Source organism: Segatella paludivivens DSM 17968 = JCM 13650 (genome assembly GCF_000373185.1).
Classification (GTDB): Bacteria; Bacteroidota; Bacteroidia; order Bacteroidales; family Bacteroidaceae; genus Prevotella; species Prevotella paludivivens.
Window position 1 is genome coordinate 1 of the sequence record NZ_KB890654.1, and the last position, 26284, is coordinate 26284.

The following is a 26284-nucleotide window of genomic DNA, read 5'->3' on the forward strand; positions in this document are numbered from 1 at the left end:
AGCTCTACCTTATACAAAGGTATTGCAAGCGAATGCAGAATCATCAAACTTGTTTGAATGTTATGCTGAGTGCAGCTCTACCTTATACAAAGGTAGTAAATTTAATAAAAACAAAAGTCCTTATTACTACTCTTAACCTAAAAATAACATAGTTATAGAATCTTTAAACATCTAACTATACTGATTTGAACTTCAAACAAATGTAAGTGTTAAAAATAAAAACTACAATAAAATAATGAAGACTTGATATTTATATTTGTATCAAAAATATTAATAATATTATAAATATGGCAATAAATGCATAAATAATTTTGAAATGTTTCATATTTGTCTTATCTTTGAAAGTCTATAAGTTATCTGTTTCTATGAAAAAAACAATATATATATTATTGCTGATGCTAGTCTCATTAAATGCTTCAGCCTATGATTTCCTGCGTCCGGTGAAGAACCAGATACCGGGAGGATATAACTTTTGGGTATATACTCCGCAGGATTATTTTTATTCATTAGAGACTACTCCCGTAGTTATATTCCTTCATGGTGCTAGTTTGTGTGGCCATAATCTAAATAGGGTGAGACGCTATGGACCTCTTGATGCTATTGTGAAAGGACGAGAGATAGATGCTATTACTGTTGTGCCGCAAAACCCTGGTGGAGCATGGAGCCCTAAGAAGATTATGGAGGTGCTTGATTGGGTAAAGGCAAACTACAAATGTGATTCTACAAGAGTTTATGTGCTTGGTATGAGTCTTGGTGGTTATGGGACAATGGATGTTTGTGCAACATATCCAGATCGAATAGCTGCAGGAATGGCTCTTTGTGGGGGAACTTCACTTCATGATGTAAGCGGATTAGGCAAATTGCCATTCTGGATTATTCATGGTACTGCGGATAGGGCAGTATCTATTAAGCAGTCAGAAGTGGTAGTAGATAAATTGCAGAATTCTGGTAATGACACTCGCTTGCGATATAATTGGCTTCAAGGAGCCAATCATGGAACTCCTGCTCGTATATTCTACCTAAAAAAGACATACGATTGGTTGTTCTCTCATAGTTTGGTTGACAAAGACAGACCCGTAAACAAAGATGTTTCAATAGACCTTTCTGATATACATAAAGCATATAGTGACATTCATTCAGGAATTCCTAATCCTGAAATTATTGACGGGCCAAGTATCACAACAGGAAATGAATACTAAGATTATATTAACCATGAGAAAAACGGCAAAAAGAAAGAAACGGACCATTTCGAGTACATAATCTTACTAAGAGTGTAATCACGAAAAAGATAATCATTTGGATATTCGCAATAATTATTTGTGTTACGTAAACTCAACGGAATTGTTACTCCCATTCTCAATTATTTTTAATGAATAAGGTAGCCACATAAACAATATTTTCGAACTAAAAAAATACGATGAAACAACATTTAATTAAAATTTTACTCTTGGCTTTGTTTATATTGCCAACAGTTTGCCTAGCTCAGCAGCAGGTAGATAGCAATCAATCATATATACGTATGTTTTATTGCAAATATGCAGTAATTTATCAGTCACCTAATTTTGATGATTTTTATAAGCAGTATACAGCCTTACTTGATGAATATGCTTCAAGTTCTTTTAAACAGTCTGTTTTATCAGGGCTAGATGATCCTAATAGTCCAGCAGCAGAGATTGTTACAGATGATAATGGTATTCAGAAACTATCTTTGAGTAATTTAAAAGTAGAAAAAAGAGGAGCTTTTTATCTTGTTAGTTATCCAATTTATGATTCTGATACAAAAAAATATATTGAGATAGGGCTCGATGTAACTTTGGATTCTCATGGTAAGATACAGTCTGTTAGTGGCAGCTATGCTAAAGAAATCAAAACTCCTACGGATTTAAATAAATAGCAATAATTAAGTTCACAACTTACTAATAAACTTATGTAATAATGAAAAAAAATATCATTTGGATAATTCCTATAATTGTTTGTATCTGTTATACATTATATTGTTGCCAGCAGACTGTTACTCCTAACTATGAAGTTGTTGGAGGCTCTATGCAAAAGATCAATATTAAAGGGATAGAACTTCCAAACAAGAACCATGGGAATTATTATTTAATTGTGGTTAAATTAAAGGATGCAAACGAGCGTAGACAACTTTTTGGATTCAAATGTTATTTAGATGGCATTACAAGCTCAATAAAGAAAATCAGAATCACGGATAATAAATCAGAATTATTATCTGATAGTATTAGAGGATTAGATAAAATATCTATTATTCCATGTGATTTTTTAAATGTTGAATATACAGATGTGTCTCAATATGATTGGTCTTTAAAGTGCAAAATGGTAAAGCATCTATGTGATATTCCATATATTATAAATAATCTAAGCGTTAGTTTAGGCGATTACGCCTATGATGATCTTTCAAAGATACATTCTTTCGCTACTATAGTGTATATAGATAATCAAATGCCATGTCCTCAGTCAATCACCATAGAAACAGAACGTGGGACTTTTACATCAAAGGTCATTTCAAGAACTGCCACTGTAGAAATAAATGAAATTATTTTAAAGAAAAATAAGTAATAACTTATGCAATATTCCAATGATAAGATATATATAATTTAAAATATGATGATGAAACACCATTTAATTAAAATTTTACTCTTGGCTTTATTGATATTGCCAACAGTAAGCAAAGCTCAGCAGCAGGTAGATCAAAATCAAGTGTCTATTCGAGCTTTTTACTCAAGTTTTGCAGTAATTTGTCAGTCACCTAATTTTGATGATTTTTATAAGCAGTATACAGCCTTACTTAATGAGTATGCTTCAAATTCTTTTAAACAGTCTGTTTTATTAGAGATAGATGATCCTAATAGTTCAGCAGCAGATATTGCTACAGATGATAATGGCATTCAGGCTCAATATTTGGGTAATTTAAAAGTAGAAAAAAGAGGAGCTTATTATCTTGTAAGGTATCCTATTTATGATTCCGATGAAAAAAAATATATTGAGATTGGGCTCAAAATAACTTTGGATTCTCATGGTAAAATACAATCTGTTACAGGGAGCTATACTAAAGAAATCAAAACTCCTACTGATTTAAATAAATAGCAATAATTAAGTTCACAACTTACTTATAAACAATATAATCATGAAAAAAGTTTTATTTGTTATTACATTAGTGTGGTGCTGTTTAAACAGCAGCGCACAGAAATTTAAATATTATGATTTAAATTCTGTGCAAAAGGATACCACACAGTATCTTTGCAAGAATTTTATTGAACAGAAAAGTTATTTCATCAACAAGAAATTCAATGAGTTTCTTAAATACTATGAAAAAGACTTCTCTATTGGATGTATAGGAATTGGTATGACTTCTCCATATATCGACCCACAAGGAAAATCATACGTTATGTGTGTAGACATAACTTGGGCAGATTCAAAAATGTGGAATTATATTTTCAAATACCATCATAATTGGCTTACAAGGATTCTTATTACCTTCAAGGCTCCTTATACGGTAGAAGAAGAACAATTCTATAAAAGTGTTCCAGATGGAGCACTAACATCTAGTGCAGAAGCGTTATTGCTAAAAGATTTTATTGTCAGTGACATTTGGATTGATGGCAAATATGCAAAGAAGTAATAATAATGGCTGCTAATGTCTAGGGTTGTATAACAGTCTATAGCTTATGAGAAAAGTAATTAATACGGCTTTATAATTAAAAATCTAAAATAATTATGCGTTTATTCTTTTTTTTCATATGTAATAGGTATCTTTGCCCAGTATTATAAGATGTAGATAAAACAATAAGTTATTTTAAATTTTTAGATGAACGTTATTACAAAAACAGTTCAATTGCCAGATGGAAGAACCATCTCAATTGAGACCGGAAAGGTTGCAAAACAGGCTGATGGCGCTGCGGTTTTACGCATGGGCAACACTGTACTTCTAGCAACTGTTTGTGCAGCAAAGGATGCGGTTCCGGGAACAGATTTTATGCCTTTGCAGGTGGATTATCGTGAGCAGTATAGTGCTGCAGGTCGTTTCCCTGGTGGCTTTACAAAGCGCGAAGGTAAATCAAGTGACAATGAGATTTTAACCTCTAGAATGGTGGATCGTGTACTTCGTCCACTTTTCCCTTCTAATTACCATGCTGAAGTTTATGTTCAGGTTATGTTGCTTTCTGCAGATGGCGTAGATCAGCCTGATGCATTGGCAGGTTTTGCTGCTTCAGCAGCCATGGCTTGTTCAGACATTCCTTTTGATTTCCCTATTTCTGAGGTTCGCGTAGCTCGTGTAAACGGTGAATTCGTGATTAACCCAACATTCCAGCAGATGGCTGATGCTGACATGGACCTTATGGTCGGTGCAACAACAGACAACATCATGATGGTTGAAGGTGAGATGAAAGAGGTTTCAGAGCAGGATCTTATTGACGCATTGAAGGTTGCAGCAGATGCTATCAAACCTATGTGTCAACTTCAGACAGAACTTTCTAAGGAACTTGGTACTGACGTAAAGCGTGAGTACGATGGTGAAATAAATGATGAAGAACTCCGCGAGCAGATTAAGAAGGAACTCTATACTCCTGTTTACGACGTAAACAAGCAGGCTCTTGAGAAGCATGCACGTATGGATGCTTTTGACAAGATTATCGCAGACTTCCTTGAAGCTTACGATGCAGCTCATACTGATCTTTCAGCTGATGATTTGGAAGAGAAGCATGCTGAGGCTCACCGTTATTATGACGATGTTATGCGTGACGCAATGCGCCGTTGTATCCTTGATGAAGGTATGCGTCTCGATGGTCGTAAGACTACAGACATCCGTCCTATCTGGTGCGAGGTTGATGCATTGCCAATGCCTCACGGAAGTGCAATCTTCCAGCGTGGTGAGACAATGTCTCTTTCTACATGTACTCTTGGTACAAAGCTTGATGAAAAGATGGTTGACGACGTGCTTGGAAAGAGCTATATGCGTTTCCTTCTTCACTATAACTTCCCTCCATTCTCAACAGGTGAGGCTAAAGCTCAGCGCGGTGTAGGCCGTAGAGAGATTGGCCACGGTCACTTGGCATGGCGTGGCTTGAAGGGTCAGATTCCTGAGAATTATCCTTATACAGTTCGTCTGGTAAGTCAGATTCTTGAATCTAACGGTTCTTCTTCTATGGCTAGTGTTTGTGCAGGAACTCTTGCACTTATGGATGCTGGTGTTCCAATAAAGAAACCTGTAAGTGGTATTGCAATGGGATTGATTAAGAATCCTGGAGAAGATAAATATGCTATTTTGAGTGATATCCTTGGTGATGAAGACCACCTTGGTGATATGGACTTTAAGACTACTGGTACAAAAGATGGTCTTACTGCTACACAGATGGATATCAAGTGTGACGGTTTGAGCTTCGAAATCCTTGAGCAGGCTCTTATGCAGGCTAAGGCAGGACGTGAGCATATCTTGGGCAAGATGCTTGAGACTATGTCAGAACCACGTGCTGAATTGAAGCCACAGGTTCCACGTATTGAGACTCTTGATATTCCTAAGGAATTCATCGGAGCTATCATTGGCCCTGGTGGAAAGATTATCCAGCAAATGCAGGAAGAAACCGGTGCTACAATCACTATTGATGAGGCTGACGGTAAGGGACATATTCAGATTTCAGCTCCTAACAAGGATAGCATTGAAGCTGCTATGAACAAGATCAAGTCTATCGTTGCTGTTCCTGAAATCGGTGAGGTTTACGAGGGAACAGTTCGTAGCATCATGCCTTATGGTTGTTTTGTAGAGATTCTTCCTGGTAAGGATGGTCTGCTTCATATCAGTGAGATTGACTGGAAACGTCTTGAAACTGTTGAAGAGGCTGGTATCCATGAAGGCGACAAGATAAAGGTTAAGTTGATGGAGATTGATCCTAAGACTGGTAAATATAAGATTTCTCGTCGTGCATTGCTAGAGAAGCCAGAGGGTTATGTAGAGCGTGAGCGTCGCCCACGTCCTGATCGTAACGACCGTGGTGAGCGTGGTGAGCGTGGTGAATATCGTCCACGTCGCGAGGGTGATTTCCGCCCACGTCGTGATGATGACCGCCGTGATAATTACAACCGTCGTCCACGTAATGATGATGATCGCTACGAGGGTGGTAATAATGGCAATCGTCGTTTCGAGCACAAAGATAATGCTGAAGAAAACAACGGAAGTAATGAAAATAATGAGAACAATGCAGAGTAATCCTTTTATAGGATAAACTGTAATAAACATTATTGAGATATAATAATCCCTGCAACCCAAATATGGTGTTGCAGGGATTTTTTTTATATTACAAATGGCAAAAAAAGTATTAGTGTTATTCATTTATTATTTGTAGTTTTGCAAAGTTGAATCAACACTAATATCATAATGAAATTTAAACTATTATTTGCATTACTATTTATGGGGTCTGCCACTGCATCTGCAGAGCAGGTGGTTGTACAGACTCATAGCATCTCAATGGTGCTGAATGTAGAAAAAGGCGCACAGCCTCAGTATGTTTATTTCGGAAGCAGACTAAATGCTGCAGACCTTAAGAATCTATCTGTTCCCAGCGGAGGAAGAATGGATGCATATCCTGCCTATGGAATGAACTGCCCGGCAGAGGCTGCATTGGCAATGCGCCACAGTGACGGAAACATGTCTACAGCTCTTGTTGCTACAGGCGTGTCATATAAGCAAGACGGAAACGCTAATATTACCATAATACACCTTAAAGATCCTGTATATAATATCAAAGTAAACATGTATTACCGTGCTTATAACGACGTAGATATGATAGAGGCATGGACAGACGTGAAGAATGAGGAAAAAGGAACTGTTACTCTAACTGAATTTGAATCAGCAATGTTGCCTATCCGCCGTGGAGATGTTTGGATAAGTCATCTGTATGGTTCATGGGCTAACGAGTCTCAGGTATCAGAAGAACCGCTGGCACCAGGCGAAATGGTTATCAGTAACAAAGACGGAGCGAGAAATAGCCATACCTCGCATGGTGAGGTGATGTTTTCTCTTGATGGTAAGGCTCGTGAAAATGAGGGCAATGTCATCGGGGCAGCGATATGTTATAGTGGAAATTATGAACTAAAGACAGTCACTGACGATACCGACTATCATTATTTCTTTGCGGGCATAAATCCCGACAACTCGGAATATCATCTTGCAAAGGGTGAGACGTTTACAACCCCAGCTCTTGCGCTTACGTTTTCAAAAGAAGGACTTAGCGGTGCGAGTCGTAATTTCCATAAATGGGGACGTGAATATAAATTAATGCACGGAAACAAAGTTCGCGATATACTACTGAACTCATGGGAAGGTGTTTACTTTGATATCAACCAGAAGGGAATGGACCAGATGATGGCTGATATCGCCTCTATGGGCGGAGAACTGTTTGTGATGGATGATGGGTGGTTTGGTGATAAATATCCCCGTAAAACGGATAATTCAAGTCTTGGCGACTGGGTTGTTGACAAGAACAAGCTACCTGATGGTATTGATGGACTTCTTAGAGATGCAAAGAAACATGGCGTGAAATTCGGTCTATGGATTGAGCCAGAGATGGCAAACACCGTAAGTGAACTTTACGAAAAGCATCCTGACTGGATTATAAAGGCGCCTAACCGCGATGCCGTGTTGGGGCGAGGAGGCACACAGGTTGTATTGGACTTGGCTAATCCGAAGGTGCAGGATTTCGTGTTTGGTATAGTAGACAATCTGATGACAAAATATCCCGATCTTGCCTATATCAAATGGGATGCAAATATGCCAATAATGAATCATGGTTCTCAGTATCTGCCAATGGATAATCAGAGTCATCTATATATTGCGTATCATCGTGGTTTTGAGAATGTGTGTAAGCGTATTCGTGCAAAGTACCCAGACTTAGTGATTCAGGCTTGCGCAAGCGGTGGAGGAAGAGCCAATTGGGGAGTGCTTCCATGGTTTGATGAATTCTGGACAAGTGACAACACGGATGCTTTACAGCGTGTTTATATGCAATGGGGTACGAGTTATTTCTTCCCAGCAATAGCTATGGCGTGCCATATCAGTGCTGCTCCTAATCATCAGACACAGCGTGTTATACCATTGAAATATCGTATTGATGTTGCTATGAGCGGCAGACTAGGAATGGAGATTCAACCAAAGAATATGACTGAAGATGAAAAGGCTTTATGTCGACAAGCAATTAAGGAATATAAAGAAATACGCCCTGTTGTGCAGTTAGGAAATATATACAGATTGCAAAGTCCTTTTGAGAAGAAAGGCGTAGCGAGTCTTATGTATGTTGATGATGCAAAGCAGAAGGCTGTATTCTATTGGTGGAAGACTGAGACATTTATCAATCAGCACTTGCCATTGATAAAGATGGCTGGTCTTGATGCAAACAAAATGTACAAGGTCCATGAACTTAACCGTATCGACAATAAACCTCTTGACTGTGAGGGAAAGAGCTATAGCGGTGAATATCTTATGAGTCACGGCTTGGAAATGCCTTATAACCATAGTGTGGACTGGGGAAAGCAGACGGCATGGTCGAGTAGGGTGTTGGAACTTTCAGTAGAATGATTAAAATAGCAAGTTAGTAATTGTTAAGTATTTGAGGAGTGAAAATGAAAAGCCCTCTTGAAGATGAATTCAAGAGGGCTTTATCATGTTTATATATCTACTTTTAATTCTTCATGTATTCACGTGGAGACCTACCGTATAGGTTTTTGAACATTGTTGAGAATGATGCTGAATTTGTGAATCCGCATGCGAACATTACTTCTGTGATATTCTGATATCCTTGTTCCAATAAATGTGCAGCCTGTTTTAACCTTAGGTTGCGTATGAAGTCGTGAGGAGTTTGATTTGTTAGCTCCTTCATCTTTCTATGTAGGTGTACACGACTAATTCCAACTTCCTGAGCAATCATGTCCACATTTAATGAAGGGTCGCTAAGGTTATTGTTTATGACGCTCATAATGCGGTTTAGAAGTTTGTTATCAGGTGATTCAACATTTATCTTTTCAAGGTTATTCTCTTGTGATTCAGATCCGTTGAATTTATTACGTAGTAGTTCACGCTGGTGTAGCAAGTTTATAATAGTGCGTCGAAGTATATCCAGATTGAAAGGTTTTACGATATATGTATCAGCACCCATTTCCAACCCCTCAAGTCGGTCTTCGTCACGGCTTTTAGCAGTAAGCATTATAACAGGGATATGGTTAGTGTTGATATTGCTCTTTACCTTTGAACACAGTTCGTTACCGTCCATAATAGGCATCATGATATCGCTGATAATAAGAGAAGGAATTTCTTTCATTATAGCTGTTAAAGCTTCCTTACCATTTGGACAAGCTATTACATAGAAATCTCCAGATAATTCGTGCTCAAGGTATTGTCTGATCTCGTCATCATCCTCTGCTATTACTATCGTTTGCCTTTTACGGTTAGATAATTGCTCGTTTAGAATGTCAATCTTATCAGGGCTCATCTTATTATCTTCAACGGCAGATTCATCATCCTCTTCGTTCAGTTCAATTAAATCCGTCTTTTTGTTGTCATCATCATCGGTGACCATCTCTTCTGGTTTAAGATGTGAATTACCAAGTGGGAGCGTAACGATAAATTCGCAACCGTCACCATTGTCGATGTTATGTGCCTGAATATCGCCATAATGAAGTTCTACCAACGAACGGGCAAGGTCAAGCCCTATTCCTGTACCCATATTATTATCGTTTACAGAGTTTTGAGCTTGATAGAAGCGTTCAAAAATACGTTTGATATTCTCTTCCGGAATCTTTTCTCCATTGTCTCTTATGGCAATATTTGCTTCAGAATCGTTATGTGTAAGTTCTATATCAATTTTTCCACCAGTAGGAGTAAACTTGAATGCATTTGAGATGATATTAACCAACACTTTATCGAAGTTGTGTCTGTCTATCCATAAAGACAATGTATCACTATCGTGGGTAAAATTGAAATCAATGTCTTTTATCTTTGCTTGATCGCTGAACAATGAATAAACATCATCTATGAAATTCACCATATCAGTCTCTTGCATGTGCATGGTAAGCATACCCTTATCGATCTTTCTAAGGTCCATCATCTGATTAATAAGATGAAGTATGCGCTCAGCATTTCTCTTTATTGTTTCATACACACTTCGACGGTGCATATCATCATCTTCCTTGATTAATTGGAGTAGCGGTGAGACAATAAGAGTCATTGGGGTGCGTATATCATGGCTGATGTTCATGAAAAACCTTAACTTAGCTTCACCCATCTGTTCTGCATGAATATGCTCCTGAATCTGCATTCTGTCATATTCCTTGCGCTTTTGATAATGGTATATAAAGTATATTATTACGCCGATGATAATTAAATATAGAATATAAGCAACCGTAGAACTATACCATGGTGAAGATATGTGCATGGTGAATTCCTTTATTTGTGAAGACATGTTGTTATACATGGCTTTTACTCGGAACTTATATGTACCAGGAGAAAGGTGGCTGAAAGTAATCTCGTTCATCCCTGGTTGCAGACGAGTCCATTCTTCACCGTTTATACTGTATAGGTAAGTAATGTTGTTTGGATCATCGTATGTGAGCGTAGAAAGGTGGATAGAAAAAGAATTGTCCTCATATTCCAGATTGAAATTGTCGCCCATAATATCAGTATTTCTTTCTTTATTGCCAATTATTATTCCTGTAATAATAACATTCGCTTTCCATGACATATTGTTTGTCTTTATTGCATCAAACCAGTTGATACCGTCAGTACCTCCGAAATACATCGTGTGACCGTCTTTACAAATGAAAGATGCTCCATCTGAGAATTCATTACTTTGAAGACCATTGTTAGCATAGTAGCAACTTATTACCTTCCCATCTGTTGTCATGCAGCATAATCCATGATCAGTTCCTATCCACAGACGTCCTTTCTTGTCTTGTTCAATACAGGCAATTCCATTATCAGGAAGGCCATTTTGCATGGTGTACATCTTACTTTGTCTGCTTTTAAGATTATAGCAGTAAAGCCCATCGTTTGTACCCATCCATATATGTCCTTGGTGATCTTCACATACAATGCGTGAGAAAGTAGCATAATTTGGGCAGTTGCTTCCAAAAACACTGAGCCAGCTACCGCTCTTTATATCAAGGCAACTCATACCTACAGAACTAGCCACATATATTTTTGTTCCGTCATGTGAAACTTTAATCTTTGCAAGATAGTCGTTTGGAAGTGAGTTAATATGCCTGTTAAGATCTGCTCCGGCTTTCATCCTGTATTGTGTGATGCTATAGTTGGTAAGATTTAGTCTTATAAGTCCCTGTCCCATAGTAGCAAACCAGATGTTACCACTTTTGTCAATATCCATACCGAAAATGCTGGAACTACTTCCTGCTTTTATGTCAACAGGATGGTATGCTGCGGATTCTCCGTCGACCCATCCGCATCCCTGCTGATAGCTGCCAATCCAGATACGTCCGAATTTATCTTCAGACATGCACAATATCGCTCCAGGAACGTTTGTGTAGTGCCTTATCAGTTTTTTGTTGCTATCCAGAAGATATAATCCATCTTTATCCGTACCAACCCATAATCTGCGTCGGGTGTCTTGAATGATACTTGTAACACAGTTTGTTCCTATATAATTGAAGGTTCCAAGTTTTGGACCCATGTATTCGAAATTTCTTCTTTTAGCGGGTTGCATGAATACGCCCTTCTGCATCATTCCAAGCCATATATTCCCGTTTCGGTCTTCAACAATAGTCTGTATTTTAGTCTTTGGAAGACTTATATCATTGCTATAGAATGGATTTGCTGAAAGCTGACCCGTATTAGGATAGTATACATATAATCCGATACCGTCGCATCCAAGTAATACATTTCCCTGATGGTCAATATATAAATCTTTGATAGGCATTTTGGCGGTAGGCTTTATCAGCACAAACTGTTTTGCACCGTTGTTTAATTTCCATAGTCCCATTCCATTGGTACCTACATATATGTTTCCTTTTTTATCTTCACAGATATCCCCGTCTTTTATGGATGCTTTCTCGTCTGCACTAAGAAAATATTGTTTTATACTGTTTCCCTTAATGCATAGTAATCCCTTGTCTTCTGTAACTAACCATAGTTGACCATGCTTGTCCTCCAGCATGTGAACTACATAATTCGTGTTTTTGGGTATTCTAGCATAAGGAGTTCCATATTTCCCTTTTAGTTTCATCACTCCATATCCAGAACTACTAACGATGATATCACCGTTTTTAAGTTGCAGAATCCCAGTTATGTATGTTTTTATTCTCTTGCCGTTTGCTCTAAGTAGGACTATATCCTCAAATTTTCCATTAACCATTTTCTGCACACCATTATTTGTGCCAATGAATAATGTTCCTTGACGGTCTTGGTATACATAGTTAATATAATTGCTGGTTATTCCGAATACCTTGTTTTCCTTTTTCAAAATCTTGAATTGGTATCCGTCATATCTGTTCAAACCGTTACGTGTTGCAATCCACATGTAACCGTCTTTGTCTTGGAAAACATTGTTGACAAAACTACTCGAAAGTTGGTTGTCTCCATTGTATAATTTCCCTATTTGTGCATTGGTATTAATAGAAAATAGTAATGATAGTAAAATTAAAAAGTATTTCATGTTGTCTAGGTAAAATTTCGTATCTTTGTGCAAAGATACTGTAATAGGGTGGAAAAGCAAAACAAAACAGATTATAATTTCTTTAAAATGTTACATAAGGCAAAGTCTTTGAAACGCAAAATAAGAAAAATGTTACATAGTGAGAAGTTTGTGCAACTTTTATTAATATATATATAATATATAATGCTTAACTTTGTCACTGTTGTTAATAATAATCAGAAAACATGAAACGAAAAAACGTATTATTGAGGCGCCTTCTTGTTGGCGCAGCTATGGTTACGTCGGTGTTGGCAGTAAAAGCGGCACCTGACAAGAACTTTTACATCTTCCTTTGTTTTGGACAATCTAATATGGAGGGCAATGCAAAAATTGAACAAGAGGATTTGGATGGTGTTGACAGTAGATTCCAGATGATGGCTGCTGTGGATGACCATAAATTAGACAGAAAGATGGGACAATGGTACACTGCTATTCCACCTTTGTGTCGTGAGAACACAGGACTCACTCCCGTTGATTACTTCGGCAGAACTATGGTTGAACGTTTGCCGAAAGATGTAAAAGTGGGTGTTATCACAGTAGCAATAGGCGGATGCCACATAGAAACCTTTATGCGTGATTCTGTTGACAACTACGTAAAGACTCGCGCTCCTCAGTGGATGAAGGGTATGTTGAAGGCTTATGGCAACAATCCTTATAAGAGACTAGTTGAATTGGCTAAGAAAGCCCAGAAAGAAGGTGTGATAAAAGGCATACTACTTCATCAGGGAGAGTCAAACACTGGAGACCGAATGTGGGGAAACAAAGTGGCATTTGTATATAATCAGCTAATAGCCGATCTTAATCTGAAGTCAGAAGATGTGCCATTGCTTGCCGGAGAAGTAGTAAGAGCTGGTGGTAAAGGACGTTGTGTGGCAATGAATCCTATTATCGACGCACTGCCAGAAACTATTCATACCGCTCATGTAATTTCTTCAGAAGGTTGCACTAGTGGTCCTGATGATTTGCATTTCGATGCAGCTGGCTATCGTGAACTTGGACGTCGTTATGCTTACAAGATGTTGTCACTTCTAGGTTATCCTGTATTTACACCGATTGCAATTCCTGCTGATGCAGTTGTTGCTTCAACAGCAGAACCAGGAAATGAATTCCCTAAGATAGACAGCAACCATCGTGCTTATTTCAGTCTTTATGCACCATCTGCCAAAAATGTAAAGGTGGATGTATGCGGAAAGAAATATGATATGCAGCGTGACGAAAAAGGAAATTGGACAGCTGTAACTGATCCGTTGGTTGTAGGTTTCCATTATTACTTTATGTTTGTAGATGGTGTACAGATTGTTGATCCTGCAAGTGATACATTCTTTGGATGTTGTCGTCAAGCCGGAGGTATAGAAATTCCAGAAGGTGAAGAAGGTAATTACTATCGTCCACAGCAGGGTGTAGCTAAGGGACAGGTTCGCTCTTTAAGCTATTATGCAGAGTCTACAAAAGAATGGAGACGTGCAATGGTTTATACTCCTGCTGAATATGAAAAAGGAAACAAGCGTTATCCGGTACTATATTTGCAGCACGGTATGGGAGAAGATGAAACAGGATGGAGCCATCAGGGGCAGATGCAGAATATTATGGATAACCTTATCCAAAGTGGAGAGGCAGTTCCTATGATTGTAGTTATGGAAAGCGGTGATGTAAAGGCTCCTTTCAAAGGTGGACCAAATGAGGCAGGACATAGCTCTTATGGTGCTACTTTCTATAAGGCATTGCTTAATGACCTTATTCCAACCATAGATAAGACATTCCGTACAAAGAGTGATCGTGACAACCGTGCAATGGCAGGATTGTCTTGGGGCGGACATCAAACTTTCGACGTGGTGTTTACCAATCTTGACAAGTTCTCTTATGCTGGAGGATTCAGCGGTGCTATATTCGGGCTTGATATGAACAAGACTTATGACGGCATCTTCTCACGTCCCCAAGAGGTTAATTCAAAGCTGCATTATCTGTTCCTTGGCTGTGGAAGCTTAGAGAATATGGGTACAGGCAAACTTATTGAGGATTTGCGTCAAGCTGGCGTAAAAGTTGATAGTTATGTATCTCCTGGAACACTGCATGAATGGCTCACATGGCGTCGTTGTCTGAAGGAGTTTGTTCCGCATCTTTTCAAGAAATAACTTTATTTTTAAATGAACATGCTCAGAAATATCACTTTATTATTTATCTCATTATTGGCTATGCCTATAATTGCAGCAAGCCGTTTCGTAAGTTTCACTTCTGGTGATATTATGCTCAATCGCAACGACAGTGTAAATCTTTATGTTGGAAACGATGAGATGAAGGGAGTCGGAATTGCTCTTCATAATCTGGCTGGAGACATAAACAAAGTATGTGGGGCTAAAATTGTTTTTACAGATGCTGTTAAGGCTGATGTTGTAGTTGGGACAATAGGTCACTCTACCATAATAGATAAATTTATAAAGGAAGGTAAGATTGATGTCCGTCAACTTCGTGGGAAGAGCGAGAAGTATATCATCACCTTTGTAGGTAGACAACTGGTAATAGCCGGTAGCGACAGACGCGGAGCTATATACGGCATTTACGAAGTGTCTTCACAGATAGGAGTCTCTCCTTGGTATTTCTGGGCAGATGTTCCAATAGAACATCATGATAATATTTATGTAAACAAAGGCACGTATAGCGACGGAACTCCTTCCGTTAGCTATCGTGGACTTTTTCTTAATGATGAGGCTCCTTGTCTCACGTCATGGGTTAAAAATACTTACGGTACAAACTATGGTGATCATAGATTCTATTCACGTGTGTTTGAGTTGATACTTCGATTGAAAGGTAATATGCTTTGGCCTGCGATGTGGAACTGGGCTTTTTATGCTGATGATGCGGAAAATAGTAAGACTGCCGATGAAATGGGAGTTATAATTGGTACGTCTCACCATGAACCAATGGCACGTAATCATGAGGAATGGGCGCGCCACAGAAAAGAGTATGGGGACTGGAACTATAAAACTAATCAAGCAACTCTGGATAAATTCTTCCGTGAAGGTATAGAAAGGATAAAAGGTAAAGAAGATGTCGTGACAATAGGTATGCGCGGTGATGGTGATGAAGCTATGAGTACAGATGCAGATACAAAGCTTTTGGAAAAAGTAGTGGTTAATCAGCGCAAAATTATCAGTGATGTTACTGGTAAACAAGCTTCAAAGACTCCTCAGGTATGGGCTTTGTATAAAGAGGTCCTTGATTATTACGACAAGGGAATGCGTGTGCCTGATGATGTTACTATCATGTTGTGTGATGACAATTGGGGTAATATCAGAAGAGTGCCAAATGAAAAAGAAAGAAAACATCCTGGAGGTTGGGGACTTTATTACCATGTAGATTACGTGGGTGCTCCACGAAATACGAAATGGCTCAACGTGACTCCTACTCAGAATATGTGCGAACAACTGAAACTAGCTTATAACAATGGAATAAATCGTATGTGGATTCTTAATGTAGGTGATCTAAAACCAATGGAATATCCTATATCACTATTTATGGATATGGCGTGGAATACTGACAAATATAAGCCAGAGAATGTTACTGAACATACATTAGCTTTTTGCAAGCAACAGTTTGGTAACGAACAGGCTGCCGAAGCAGCGAGAATACTTAATCTTGTATGTAAATACAATGGTAGAGTAACAGCAGAGATGCTAGACAAGAATACATATAACCTTGAAACTGGCGAATGGGAACAGGTAGTAGCGCAATATCATCAGTTAGAAACAGAGGCTTTGCGACAGTATATCACATTACGCCCAGACCAACGTGACGCTTACAACGAACTTATTTTATTCCCAGTTCAGGCAATGAGTAATTTATATTATATGTATTATTCACAGGCGATGAATAATAGCCTTTATGCGAATGATGATCCTGCTGCAAATATATGGGCAGAACGTTGTGAACAGGCTTTTAAACGGGACTCTATATTGTGTGCAGCTTATAATCATGATATAGCCGGAGGAAAATGGAATGGAATGATGACTCAAAAACATATAGGTTATACTAGTTGGAATGATAATTTCCCACATGATATGATGCCAAAGTTATATAGAGTATCTGATATTACGTCTGGTGGTTTCACATTTCAGGGTAATAATGGGGTAGTGTCAATGGAAGCAGAACATTATTATAATGCAAAGCCTTCTAATTCTAAAGCGGAATGGACTGTCATTCCTTATATGGGGCGTACGCTTAGTGGACTTACTCTTATGCCAAACACCAATTCTACAGATGGTGCAAGTGTGACATATAGATTCAACGCTGCAGATAATCAAAAGGATAGTGTAAAGATTCATATTGTAGTTAAGTCTACACTTGACTATCTCAATAAAGGCGGACTTTCATATTATGTGTCTCTTGACAATGGAAAGAATGTAAATGTCAACTTTAATGGGAAATTAAATGAACGCCCAGATAATATATACTCTATATATTATCCAACTATTGCAAGAAGGGTCGTAGAGAGCGTTGTTACTCTTCCTTTGAGTAGAGGTGTTGATATTCACAATTTGGTTTTGACCCCTGTTGACCCTGCAATTGTATTTGAGAAGATTGTTGTAGACTATGGAGGTTATAAGAATGCATATCTGTTTATGAACGAGAGCTATCATAGCAGAAGCAATAAATGATTTTCTTTGATTTATGATTAATTTGATGTTTAAATTATTATCTTTGCATAATATACAGCGACACTAGGCATAGAATTCCATAAAGCTTAATGCTTCTGTTATCTTATGCAGTGTTTTTACAATGAATTAATCATAAATCAAAGGAGTTTTTATGACGTTGGATTTTATATTACGCTTGTTTATTGCTGCCTTATTGGGTGGTATGATAGGTTTGGAACGTGAATATCGTGAAAAGGCTGCTGGACTGCGTACACATTTTCTTGTAGCACTTGGTTCTGCTCTCTTCATGATAATCTCAGTCTATGGCTTTAACGGAGTACTTACTAACTCACAGATGCATCTTGATGTATCTAGAATCGCAGCACAAGTTGTAAGTGGTATTGGTTTTATAGGAGCTGGTACTATAATATTCCAAAAGAATACTGTTCATGGGCTTACTACCGCTGCCTGCGTATGGGTTACTGCTGCCATTGGTCTTACTTGTGGTGCAGGAATGTATCTTTTGGCATTGTCGGCAACACTGTTGGTGCTTATCGGCTTGGAGGCTTTCAACTATTTGCTGAAGATTCTTGAAAAGAGGCAAGAGGAAGGAAAAGAGGAATGACCGTTTCCGAGTTTATTAATTTACATAAATCTGAAGATGTACGGCAGCTTGCTTTTCTTGCTGCTAAGTTTCCAGATATAGACATGCCGTGGGCACTCGACCAAATTCGTGGTTGGCAGATAGCCCGCAGTAAACTGCCTTCATGGGCAGAGATAGAAGGAATGATATATCCGCCTCATATATCTATGGAGCAATGTTCTAGTGAGTTTACGGCAATGTATAAAGCTTCAGTTTGTGAGAGATTACAAAATGGAAGTGGCGATAGAATGCCTTTGCTAATAGATCTCACAGGTGGATTTGGAGTAGACTTCTCGTTTATGTGTCGCAATTTCGAGAAAGCTGTTTATGTAGAACGCCAACAGCATCTGTGTGATATCGCAAAGCACAATCTTGATTTGTTAGGAATGCACCATGCAGATGTGAAATGTGGTGATGGTGTGGATTATCTACATTCGATGAAAGGAAAAAAAGCTGTGATTTATGTTGATCCAGCACGGCGCGATATAAATGGAGCAAAGACTTATGCTATAGAAGACTGTACACCCGATGTAGTTGAACTATGCGATGAACTTGTTGAGAAAGCATCTGTGGTAATTATAAAGTTGTCGCCTATGCTTGATTGGCATGCAGCTGTAGAAAAACTTAAATATGTTACTGAGGTACATGTCGTAAGTGTTGACAACGAATGCAAAGAATTGCTTTTGATCATGTGCAAGGATGCACAACAGCACTCTGTTAAGCTATTTTGCGTGAATAATGAAGATGTATTCATTACAACACAAGAACCATCGAATGTTGCAGTGTTGCCAATTTCTATTGATGAAGCAAAATGTCTTTATGAACCGAATGCGTCTATAATGAAAATAGGATGTTTTAATCAAATTGTTTCACGTTATAATGTATCTAGCATAGGAAAAAACTCTCATTTGTTTATTTCCAACGATAAAATCGATGATTTTCCTGGTCGTAGATTCCATATCATGTCAATATCATCATTTAATAAGAAAGAATTAAAGCAAAAACTGAAAGGTGTCGAACAAGCAAATATCACCGTAAGGAATTTCCCATTGTCGACAGATCAACTACGAAAACGTTTGAAAATAAAAGATGGAGGCGATATATATATCTTTGCAACTACAGCTTGGAACGAACAACATGCTTTAATAATCTGCAAAAAAATGATGTAAATTTTGAAATGTGCATGTTTTTAATTAAATTTGCATGTTTTAAATATAAAAAATAAATATAATGTCATTAGTAGAAATAAAGAAGGTCGAAACGAAGAAGGATTTAAAAACCTTCATAGAATTTCATTATGACCTTTACGAAGGCAATGAATATGATGTTCCTAATCTTTATAGCGATGAGCTAAATACACTTTCTCCAGACAAGAATGCTGCATTTGATTTTTGTGAAGCTCAATATTTCATTGCTTATAAAGACGGAAAAGTAGCCGGTCGTGTAGCGGCTATAATTAATAATAAGGCAAACGAAAAATGGAATAAGAAGTCTGTACGTTTCGGGTGGATAGACTTTGTTGATGATATAGATGTAAGCGGTGCGCTTTTGAAAGCCGTTGAGGATTATGGCAAGCAAAAGGGCATGAATGAAATTGTAGGTCCTTTAGGATTTACAGATATGGATCCTGAAGGTATGCTTACATGGGGATTTGATAAGTTGGGTACAATGCCGACGATATATAATTATTCATATTATCCTGAGCACATAGAAAAACTTGGTGGCTTTGAGAAGGACAATGACTATGTTGAATATTTCCTTCCAGTTCCAGATGCTATCCCAGAAAGGTATTCTAAGTTGGCAGAGATGGTAATGAAGCGCTATAACTTGAAGATTCGTAAACTCACAAAGAAGGATGTTTATGAAGGTGGTTATGGTCATAAGTTGTTTGCTCTTATCAATGATACATACACAGACTTATATGGTTTCGTTGAATTAACAGAGAAGCAGATAGATCAATATGTCAAGATGTATATGCCGATAGTAAATCTGGATTTCGTGACTGTTATTGAGGATGCCGGAGCTGACAATAAGATGGTTGGTATGGGAATAACGATCCCTTCGCTTTCGCGTGCATTACAGAAATGTCATCGTGGCAGATTACTACCTTTCGGGTGGTGGCATGTTATCAGAGCTCTAAAGTTCAATAAGACTGACGGTATAGACTTGTTGCTTATGGGTATATTACCAGAATATAGAGCAAAGGGAGCTAATGCTTTGTTGTTCTATGATTTGTTACCACGCTATCAGGCTGCTGGAATTAAATGGGGTGAAAGCCAGGTTGAGATGGAATCAAACACAGGTGTGCAGAGCCAGTGGGGAGCATTTGAACCTGTAAACCATAAGCGTCGCCGTTGCTTCAGAAAAAGTATTTAAGTAAAGCTTCTTCATATTGGATATATTCCAATGCGGAAAGAATAAAATAAGTCAAAAATATAAATATGCCAGAAAACGAAAACATAAACGAAGAAATCAACAATCAGGAGTCATTGGTTGAATATACTGATGATAACATCCGACATCTTTCGGATATGGAACACGTGCGCACTCGTCCGGGTATGTATATCGGACGTTTAGGAGACGGTAATCTACCTGAAGATGGTATATATGTATTGTTGAAGGAGGTCCTTGATAATTCAATTGACGAGTTCAAAATGAAAGCGGGAGACCGAATAGAGGTTGATATTGACGAAAACCTCAGGGTCAGTGTGCGTGATTATGGCCGTGGTATTCCACAGGGTAAACTTGCTGAGGCGGTAAGCGTTCTAAACACTGGCGGTAAATACGATTCTAAAGCATTTAAGAAAAGTGTTGGATTGAATGGTGTCGGTGTAAAGGCTGTTAATGCATTGAGTTCACATTTTGTAGTGAAATCATATCGTGATGGAAAGGTACGTGAACTTTCGTTCGAGAAAGGTGTAAAGAAGTCTGATAAGACGTCTAAAACTGATGATGAGGGTGGTACTTATATTTATTTTGAACCAGATAGTACTCTTTTTAAAGGGTATAATTTCCATGATGATATCGTAGAGGTAATGCTGCGTAACTATACCTACCTTAATAGTGGACTTACGATCATGTATAATGGACGACGAATAAAGAGTCGTAATGGTCTTGAAGATTTGTTGAATGACAATATGACCAACGATGGACTTTATCCAATAATTCATATCATCGGTGAGGATATAGAGATTGCATTTACTCATGCCAATCAGTATGGTGAGGAGTATCATAGCTTTGTAAATGGTCAGCATACCACACAGGGAGGAACTCATCAGAGTGCCTTTAAGGAGCATATTGCAAAGACAATAAAAGAGTTTTTCAACAAGAACTATGAATATACCGATATTCGTAACGGTATTGTAGCCGCTATAGCATTGAATGTCAACGAACCTGTGTTCGAGAGTCAGACCAAAATCAAGTTAGGCTCTACACAGATGTCTCCTGATGGAGAAAGCATTAATAAATTCGTTGGTGACTTCATTAAGCAGAACGTAGACAACTTCCTACATATTCATCAGGATGTTGCCGAAGTTATGGAGAATAAAATCAAGGAGAGTGAGCATGAGCGTAAAGCTATGGCTGGTGTTACTAAACTGGCACGTGAAAGAGCAAAGAAGGCTAATCTGCACAACCGTAAATTGCGTGATTGTCGTATTCACTTCTGTGATGTAAAGGATGACCGTAAAGAAGAGTCTTCTATATTCATTACTGAGGGTGACTCTGCCAGTGGAAGTATAACTAAGAGCCGTAGTGTAAATACACAGGCTGTATTCTCATTGAGAGGTAAACCGCTTAACTCTTTTGGTCTTACCAAGAAAGTCGTTTACGAGAATGAGGAGTTTAATCTTCTTCAGGCTGCGCTTGATATTGAAGACGGACTTGATACATTAAGATATAATAAAGTTATTGTTGCTACCGATGCCGATGTGGACGGTATGCACATTCGATTGCTTATAATAACATTCTTCCTGCAGTTCTTTCCTGAACTTATAAAGAAAGGACACGTATTTGTATTGCAGACTCCTTTGTTCCGTGTACGTAACAAACGTACAAAGATAAAGAATAAGAAGGTTATTGCAGAGGAAGATGCTAAAGTCGGAAAGAAGGAAAAAAAGAGCGATTTTGTCACTAGATATTGCTACACAGACGAGGAGCGACAAAGTGCGATTAAGGAACTTGGCCCAGATCCTGAGATTACTCGATTCAAGGGCCTTGGTGAGATTAGTCCTGATGAGTTCGTACATTTCATCGGTCCTGATATGCGTCTCGAACAGGTTACAATCCACAAGACCGATCAAGTCGGTAAACTACTTGAATATTATATGGGCAAGAACTCTATGGAACGCCAGAATTTCATTATCGACAATCTTGTTGTTGAGGAGGATATTGCTGACGAAGAACTATTAGAAGAAATCTAAAATCACAAATAGATAAGGTTAATAAAAAGAATAATATGAAGAAAATGTTTTTAAAATATAGTATGTATGTGGTAAAACCAAGAACAGTATTATTCTTGCTTTTTAGCCTCCTCACTCTTAGCATGTCCGCTCAGAGTATAGACTTCGGTAAAGATAGTCCCCTGCGTAAGTTGCAGATAGCTGAAATGGCTATCAGTAACCTTTATGTTGATACTGTTGACGAGAAGAAACTCGTTGAGGATGGTATCCGTGGAATGATAGAGAAACTTGATCCCCACTCAGCATATACCACCGCTGCCGAGACAAAAGAGATGAACGAACCGCTTCAAGGTTCTTTTGAGGGTATAGGCGTTCAGTTTAATATTGTGCAAGATACATTGCTTGTTATTCAGCCTGTTGTAAACGGACCTTCTGAAAAGGTTGGTATAATAGCTGGTGATAGAATTGTTTCAGTGAATGATACCGCTATTGCAGGAGTGAAGATGTCAAAGGAACTGATAATGAAGAAACTTCGTGGTCCTAAAGGCTCTAAAGTAAAGCTTGGCATTGTGCGACGTGGAATACCTGGCATATTGAAGTTTGTAGTTACTCGTGACAAAATACCTGTAAAGACGATAGATGCGGCATATATAATTCGACCTATGACTGGATATATCCGTATAGGTAGTTTTGGTGTTACTACTTATGAGGAGTTTATGGAAGCTGTTAAATCTCTTCAAAAGCAAGGTATGAAAGATCTTGTTTTAGATTTGGAAGAGAATGGAGGTGGCTATCTTATGTCTGCTGTTCAGATTGCAAATGAATTTCTGCGTCGTAACGACCTTATTGTTTATACAAAGGGTAGAAGTGCTCAGCAGCAGGAATATCGTGCTCAGGGCGACGGAAAACTTCTAGACGGTAAAGTTATAGTGCTTATCAACGAATATACAGCATCGGCTGCCGAGATTGTAACTGGTGCTATTCAAGACCAGGATCGTGGAGTTGTTGTAGGTAGACGTTCTTTTGGAAAAGGACTTGTGCAGCGTCCGATTGATTTTAGTGATGGCAGTATGATTCGTCTTACAATAGCACATTATTACACTCCGTCTGGTCGTTGTATTCAGAAACCTTATAAAAAGGGACAGCAACTTGATTATGCGATGGATATAGAAAACAGATTTGAACATGGTGAACTTTATAGTGCCGATAGCATACATTTTGCGGATTCACTTAAATATCAAACTTTGCGCGAGCATCGTACTGTATATGGTGGTGGTGGTATTATGCCTGATTATTTCGTTCCGCTTGACACTACACAGTATACACGTTTTTTCAGAGAGCTGGCAGCGCGCAGTATCGTTATTAATGCCAATCTTAAATATGTAGATAATAACCGTCGCCAACTTAAGAGTAAATATCCTACATTTGGTGATTTCATGGCTCGTTATGAGATACCTGAATCATTTGTGAAAGACATCATCGATGAAGCCGCAAAACAGAAGATAAAGCCTCGTGATGATAAGGAATTGAATGCGACCTTACCACAGTTGAAACTTCAATTGAAAGCTCTTGTTGCACGTGATTTGTGGGATATGAGTGAGTATTTCCAAATTATCAATGAAAGTAATCCTATTGTTATGAAGGCCGTTAAGTTAATGGTATCACAATAAGAAGGAATACATAACAATGATAAAGCCACAGCTCAAACCATTTAATGGTTTTGCTGTGGCTTTATTTATATATAGGTTTTGTTTAATCTTGTAATGAAGCTAATGTAGCTAGAGCTTTATTTTCGTTAGCCTCCATAATCTCCCTTTCTCCTGGTCCTTTGTCATTTATACCACAAAGGTGTAGTATGCCGTGAATAATTACGCGATTAAGTTCCTCAGTGTAATCTTTTCCGAACTTTTCCGCATTGGTACGTACAGTATCAAGGCTTATCACCAAGTCACCGCTTATCACGTCATCCTCGTCATAATCAAAAGTGATAATGTCTGTATAGTAATCGTGTCCGAGATATTCGTTGTTTACTTCCAGAATTTTTTCATCATCAACAAACATATAACCAATGTCGCCTGTTTTTCTGCCATAAGTAGCAGCCACAGCCTTAATCCATTTATTGATTAGACGTTTCTTTATCTTTGGCATTTTAACGCCGTCTACATCGTATGTTATCATATCATTAATGAATTAATCTTTTTTCGGTAAGAAGTCAGACACATCTTTGCCAAATGATTTCAGTTCCCTTACCATAGAACTGCTAACAATCGAAAGATTAGGCTCAGAGAATAATAAAATAGTTTCAATTCCGCTCAATAAGTGATTGACATCAGCTTGCTCGCGTTCATATTCAAAGTCATTTACCGATCTTACACCGCGAACAATAAATTGAGCATTTTCTCTTTTGGCCATATCTATTGTCAGGTCACTATAAGATTTCACTTCAATGTTGTCAATCCCTTCGTAAATGCTTTTTATGTCGTCCACACGTTTTTCTATTTCACTGGAAGTATTCTTACTGTTACTTAACGCTACAGCAATAATCAATTTGTCAAAAAGCGGTAACGCTCTGTCGACTATTGATTTGTGACCTATTGTAAAAGGGTCGAATGTACCTGTGAATAATCCTATTCTCATATATCTGTTAATTTGCTGCAAAATTAATCTTTTATTAAGTTATATGCAAATAATTCGTATTAAATAGCAGTTCTTTCTATTCAAACAGATCTGCTTGCATTGAATCTCCGACATAAGGATTTCTGCCTAGATGCTCGTATGCCAGTTTGGTTGCCATTCTTCCACGAGGTGTTCGCTTAATGAATCCCTCCATGATAAGGAACGGTTCGTATACTTCTTCCACGGTACCAGTATCTTCGCCTATAGCTGTTGCGATGGTGCTGATTCCAACAGGACCGCCACGAAATTTGTCAATGATTGTCAACAATATCTTGTTATCGATCTCGTCAAGTCCGTATTTATCTATGTTCAGTGATTGCAGGGCCATTTGTGCAATCTCGCCCGTTATAGTTCCGTTGCCTTTCACCTGTGCGAAGTCGCGCATACGTCTAAGTAGAGAGTTTGCAATACGTGGAGTTCCACGGCTACGCAGACTTATTTCCACTGCTGCATCATCGTCTATAGGAACTCTAAGCAGCATTGCGCTTCTCTTAATGATGCGTTGCAGTGTTTTTGGGTCATAATATTCCAGATGCATGTTTATGCCGAATCTGGCGCGCAGAGGAGCCGTAAGCATACCGCTTCTTGTTGTCGCTCCCACAAGAGTGAAAGGATTTAAGTCTATCTGTATTGATCTTGCCGAAGGTCCCTTGTCTATCATAATGTCTATTCTGTAGTCTTCCATTGCGGAATACAGATATTCCTCAACGATGGGCGACAAACGATGAATTTCATCAATGAAAAGCACATCGTTAGGTTCCAGCGATGTAAGTATTCCTGCCAAATCTCCAGGCTTGTCCAATATCGGACCGCTAGTTATCTTGAATCCCACGCCAAGTTCATTGGCAATGATATTGCTAAGAGTTGTCTTTCCAAGTCCCGGAGGTCCGTAAAGTAGTGTGTGATCAAGAGGTTCGCCACGATATTTGGCAGCTTCAACGAATATACCGAGGTTTTCCACCACATGTTTCTGACCGCTGAAATCAGCGAATTTAAGAGGTCGTAAAGCGTTTTCAAATTCTTTCTCAGCCGTAGACAAACTTTCATCTCGTATATCAAAATCTTCAGACATTCGTATCTTTTTTTGTTTCTGCAAAGATACTGCAAGCCGAACACAATACAAAATAAAAAATGCAATATTTTATTTTTATTGTTGAGGCGCCGCGTATCTTATTTAAAGATACTACAAGTCGAACTAATTACCCAATACAAATGCAATATTTT

The 26284-nt window shown here is 38.3% G+C and carries 18 protein-coding genes; 14 read left to right on the forward strand and 4 right to left on the reverse strand.

Features of this window, described 5'->3' with window-relative positions; genetic code table 11:
* The first annotated feature begins 365 nt into the window (after nucleotides 1-365).
* The 7 genes from B045_RS14520 to B045_RS0109565 all read left to right on the forward strand — a co-directional run bounded on the left by B045_RS14520 (nucleotide 366) and on the right by B045_RS0109565 (nucleotide 8587).
* Nucleotides 366-1199: a carboxylesterase family protein gene (locus B045_RS14520; protein WP_018464043.1), complete on the forward strand. Its 834-nt coding sequence runs from the start codon at nucleotides 366-368 to the stop codon at nucleotides 1197-1199.
* Nucleotides 1200-1417: 218 nt separating this feature from the next.
* Nucleotides 1418-1894, forward strand: coding sequence for a hypothetical protein (locus tag B045_RS0109540; protein WP_018464044.1), 477 nt, complete (start codon nucleotides 1418-1420; stop codon nucleotides 1892-1894).
* Nucleotides 1895-1935: 41 nt separating this feature from the next.
* Complete coding sequence (locus B045_RS0109545; protein WP_018464045.1) at nucleotides 1936-2577, forward strand: hypothetical protein; 642 nt, start codon at nucleotides 1936-1938, stop codon at nucleotides 2575-2577.
* A gap of 45 nt (nucleotides 2578-2622) precedes the next feature.
* Nucleotides 2623-3105 carry a hypothetical protein gene (locus tag B045_RS0109550; RefSeq protein WP_018464046.1) on the forward strand — a complete coding sequence of 161 codons (483 nt, stop codon included), beginning with the start codon at nucleotides 2623-2625 and terminating at the stop codon, nucleotides 3103-3105.
* 40 nt (nucleotides 3106-3145) lie between these two features.
* Nucleotides 3146-3640, forward strand: coding sequence for a hypothetical protein (locus tag B045_RS0109555; RefSeq protein WP_018464047.1), 495 nt, complete (start codon nucleotides 3146-3148; stop codon nucleotides 3638-3640).
* Between the two features lie 186 nt (nucleotides 3641-3826).
* The gene (pnp, locus tag B045_RS0109560; RefSeq protein WP_018464048.1) at nucleotides 3827-6223 is read left to right on the forward strand and encodes a polyribonucleotide nucleotidyltransferase; all 2397 of its coding nucleotides are present in this window, start codon (nucleotides 3827-3829) and stop codon (nucleotides 6221-6223) included.
* A 168-nt stretch (nucleotides 6224-6391) separates the two neighbouring features.
* On the forward strand, nucleotides 6392-8587 hold the full coding sequence (locus B045_RS0109565) for an alpha-galactosidase (protein ID WP_025884338.1): 2196 nt from the start codon (nucleotides 6392-6394) through the stop codon (nucleotides 8585-8587).
* 103 nt (nucleotides 8588-8690) lie between these two features.
* Here B045_RS0109565 and B045_RS0109570 read toward each other — a convergent pair whose 3' ends face one another.
* Entirely contained in the window at nucleotides 8691-12671 is a 3981-nt protein-coding gene (locus tag B045_RS0109570) for a hybrid sensor histidine kinase/response regulator transcription factor (protein ID WP_018464050.1), read from the reverse strand.
* A 224-nt stretch (nucleotides 12672-12895) separates the two neighbouring features.
* Between B045_RS0109570 and B045_RS0109575 the strand changes: the two genes are divergently transcribed.
* The 7 genes from B045_RS0109575 to B045_RS0109605 all read left to right on the forward strand — a co-directional run bounded on the left by B045_RS0109575 (nucleotide 12896) and on the right by B045_RS0109605 (nucleotide 24054).
* On the forward strand, nucleotides 12896-14842 hold the full coding sequence (locus B045_RS0109575) for a sialate O-acetylesterase (protein ID WP_018464051.1): 1947 nt from the start codon (nucleotides 12896-12898) through the stop codon (nucleotides 14840-14842).
* 12 nt (nucleotides 14843-14854) lie between these two features.
* Nucleotides 14855-17362 (forward strand): glycosyl hydrolase 115 family protein, encoded by a 2508-nt coding sequence (locus B045_RS0109580; protein ID WP_018464052.1) that lies wholly within the window; start codon nucleotides 14855-14857, stop codon nucleotides 17360-17362.
* A 151-nt stretch (nucleotides 17363-17513) separates the two neighbouring features.
* Complete coding sequence (locus tag B045_RS0109585) at nucleotides 17514-17966, forward strand: MgtC/SapB family protein (RefSeq protein WP_018464053.1); 453 nt, start codon at nucleotides 17514-17516, stop codon at nucleotides 17964-17966.
* A complete protein-coding gene (locus tag B045_RS0109590; protein WP_018464054.1) occupies nucleotides 17963-19153 on the forward strand; it encodes a THUMP-like domain-containing protein in 1191 nt (396 codons plus the stop codon). The genes B045_RS0109585 and B045_RS0109590 overlap by 4 nt, the downstream gene beginning before the upstream one ends.
* 61 nt (nucleotides 19154-19214) lie before the next feature.
* Entirely contained in the window at nucleotides 19215-20360 is a 1146-nt protein-coding gene (locus B045_RS0109595; RefSeq protein WP_018464055.1) for a hypothetical protein, read from the forward strand.
* Between the two features lie 65 nt (nucleotides 20361-20425).
* Nucleotides 20426-22405, forward strand: coding sequence for a DNA topoisomerase IV subunit B (locus B045_RS0109600; protein ID WP_018464056.1), 1980 nt, complete (start codon nucleotides 20426-20428; stop codon nucleotides 22403-22405).
* A gap of 122 nt (nucleotides 22406-22527) precedes the next feature.
* The gene (locus B045_RS0109605) at nucleotides 22528-24054 is read left to right on the forward strand and encodes a S41 family peptidase (protein ID WP_018464057.1); all 1527 of its coding nucleotides are present in this window, start codon (nucleotides 22528-22530) and stop codon (nucleotides 24052-24054) included.
* An 82-nt stretch (nucleotides 24055-24136) separates the two neighbouring features.
* Here the strand turns inward: B045_RS0109605 and ybeY are convergent, their stop codons facing one another.
* The 3 genes from ybeY to ruvB all read right to left on the reverse strand — a co-directional run bounded on the left by ybeY (nucleotide 24137) and on the right by ruvB (nucleotide 26132).
* A complete protein-coding gene (gene ybeY, locus B045_RS0109610) occupies nucleotides 24137-24562 on the reverse strand; it encodes an rRNA maturation RNase YbeY (RefSeq protein WP_018464058.1) in 426 nt (141 codons plus the stop codon).
* 12 nt (nucleotides 24563-24574) lie between these two features.
* The gene (gene coaD / locus B045_RS0109615) at nucleotides 24575-25021 is read right to left on the reverse strand and encodes a pantetheine-phosphate adenylyltransferase (RefSeq protein WP_018464059.1); all 447 of its coding nucleotides are present in this window, start codon (nucleotides 25019-25021) and stop codon (nucleotides 24575-24577) included.
* 76 nt (nucleotides 25022-25097) lie between these two features.
* Nucleotides 25098-26132, reverse strand: a complete 1035-nt coding sequence (gene ruvB / locus B045_RS0109620) for a Holliday junction branch migration DNA helicase RuvB (RefSeq protein ID WP_018464060.1) — start codon at nucleotides 26130-26132, stop codon at nucleotides 25098-25100.
* Nucleotides 26133-26284: the final 152 nt, after the last annotated feature.

What these genes read in the sequence shown, in the direction of transcription:
- B045_RS14520 (WP_018464043.1), top strand. Translation starts at nt 366, where the DNA reads ATGAAAAAAACAATATATATATTATTGCTGATGCTAGTCTCATTAAAT.
- B045_RS0109540 (WP_018464044.1), top strand. Translation starts at nt 1,418, where the DNA reads ATGAAACAACATTTAATTAAAATTTTACTCTTGGCTTTGTTTATATTG.
- B045_RS0109545 (WP_018464045.1), top strand. Translation starts at nt 1,936, where the DNA reads ATGAAAAAAAATATCATTTGGATAATTCCTATAATTGTTTGTATCTGT.
- B045_RS0109550 (WP_018464046.1), top strand. Translation starts at nt 2,623, where the DNA reads ATGATGATGAAACACCATTTAATTAAAATTTTACTCTTGGCTTTATTG.
- B045_RS0109555 (WP_018464047.1), top strand. Translation starts at nt 3,146, where the DNA reads ATGAAAAAAGTTTTATTTGTTATTACATTAGTGTGGTGCTGTTTAAAC.
- pnp (WP_018464048.1), top strand. Translation starts at nt 3,827, where the DNA reads ATGAACGTTATTACAAAAACAGTTCAATTGCCAGATGGAAGAACCATC.
- B045_RS0109565 (WP_025884338.1), top strand. Translation starts at nt 6,392, where the DNA reads ATGAAATTTAAACTATTATTTGCATTACTATTTATGGGGTCTGCCACT.
- B045_RS0109570 (WP_018464050.1), bottom strand. Translation starts at nt 12,671, where the DNA reads ATGAAATACTTTTTAATTTTACTATCATTACTATTTTCTATTAATACC.
- B045_RS0109575 (WP_018464051.1), top strand. Translation starts at nt 12,896, where the DNA reads ATGAAACGAAAAAACGTATTATTGAGGCGCCTTCTTGTTGGCGCAGCT.
- B045_RS0109580 (WP_018464052.1), top strand. Translation starts at nt 14,855, where the DNA reads ATGAACATGCTCAGAAATATCACTTTATTATTTATCTCATTATTGGCT.
- B045_RS0109585 (WP_018464053.1), top strand. Translation starts at nt 17,514, where the DNA reads ATGACGTTGGATTTTATATTACGCTTGTTTATTGCTGCCTTATTGGGT.
- B045_RS0109590 (WP_018464054.1), top strand. Translation starts at nt 17,963, where the DNA reads ATGACCGTTTCCGAGTTTATTAATTTACATAAATCTGAAGATGTACGG.
- B045_RS0109595 (WP_018464055.1), top strand. Translation starts at nt 19,215, where the DNA reads ATGTCATTAGTAGAAATAAAGAAGGTCGAAACGAAGAAGGATTTAAAA.
- B045_RS0109600 (WP_018464056.1), top strand. Translation starts at nt 20,426, where the DNA reads ATGCCAGAAAACGAAAACATAAACGAAGAAATCAACAATCAGGAGTCA.
- B045_RS0109605 (WP_018464057.1), top strand. Translation starts at nt 22,528, where the DNA reads ATGTCCGCTCAGAGTATAGACTTCGGTAAAGATAGTCCCCTGCGTAAG.
- ybeY (WP_018464058.1), bottom strand. Translation starts at nt 24,562, where the DNA reads ATGATAACATACGATGTAGACGGCGTTAAAATGCCAAAGATAAAGAAA.
- coaD (WP_018464059.1), bottom strand. Translation starts at nt 25,021, where the DNA reads ATGAGAATAGGATTATTCACAGGTACATTCGACCCTTTTACAATAGGT.
- ruvB (WP_018464060.1), bottom strand. Translation starts at nt 26,132, where the DNA reads ATGTCTGAAGATTTTGATATACGAGATGAAAGTTTGTCTACGGCTGAG.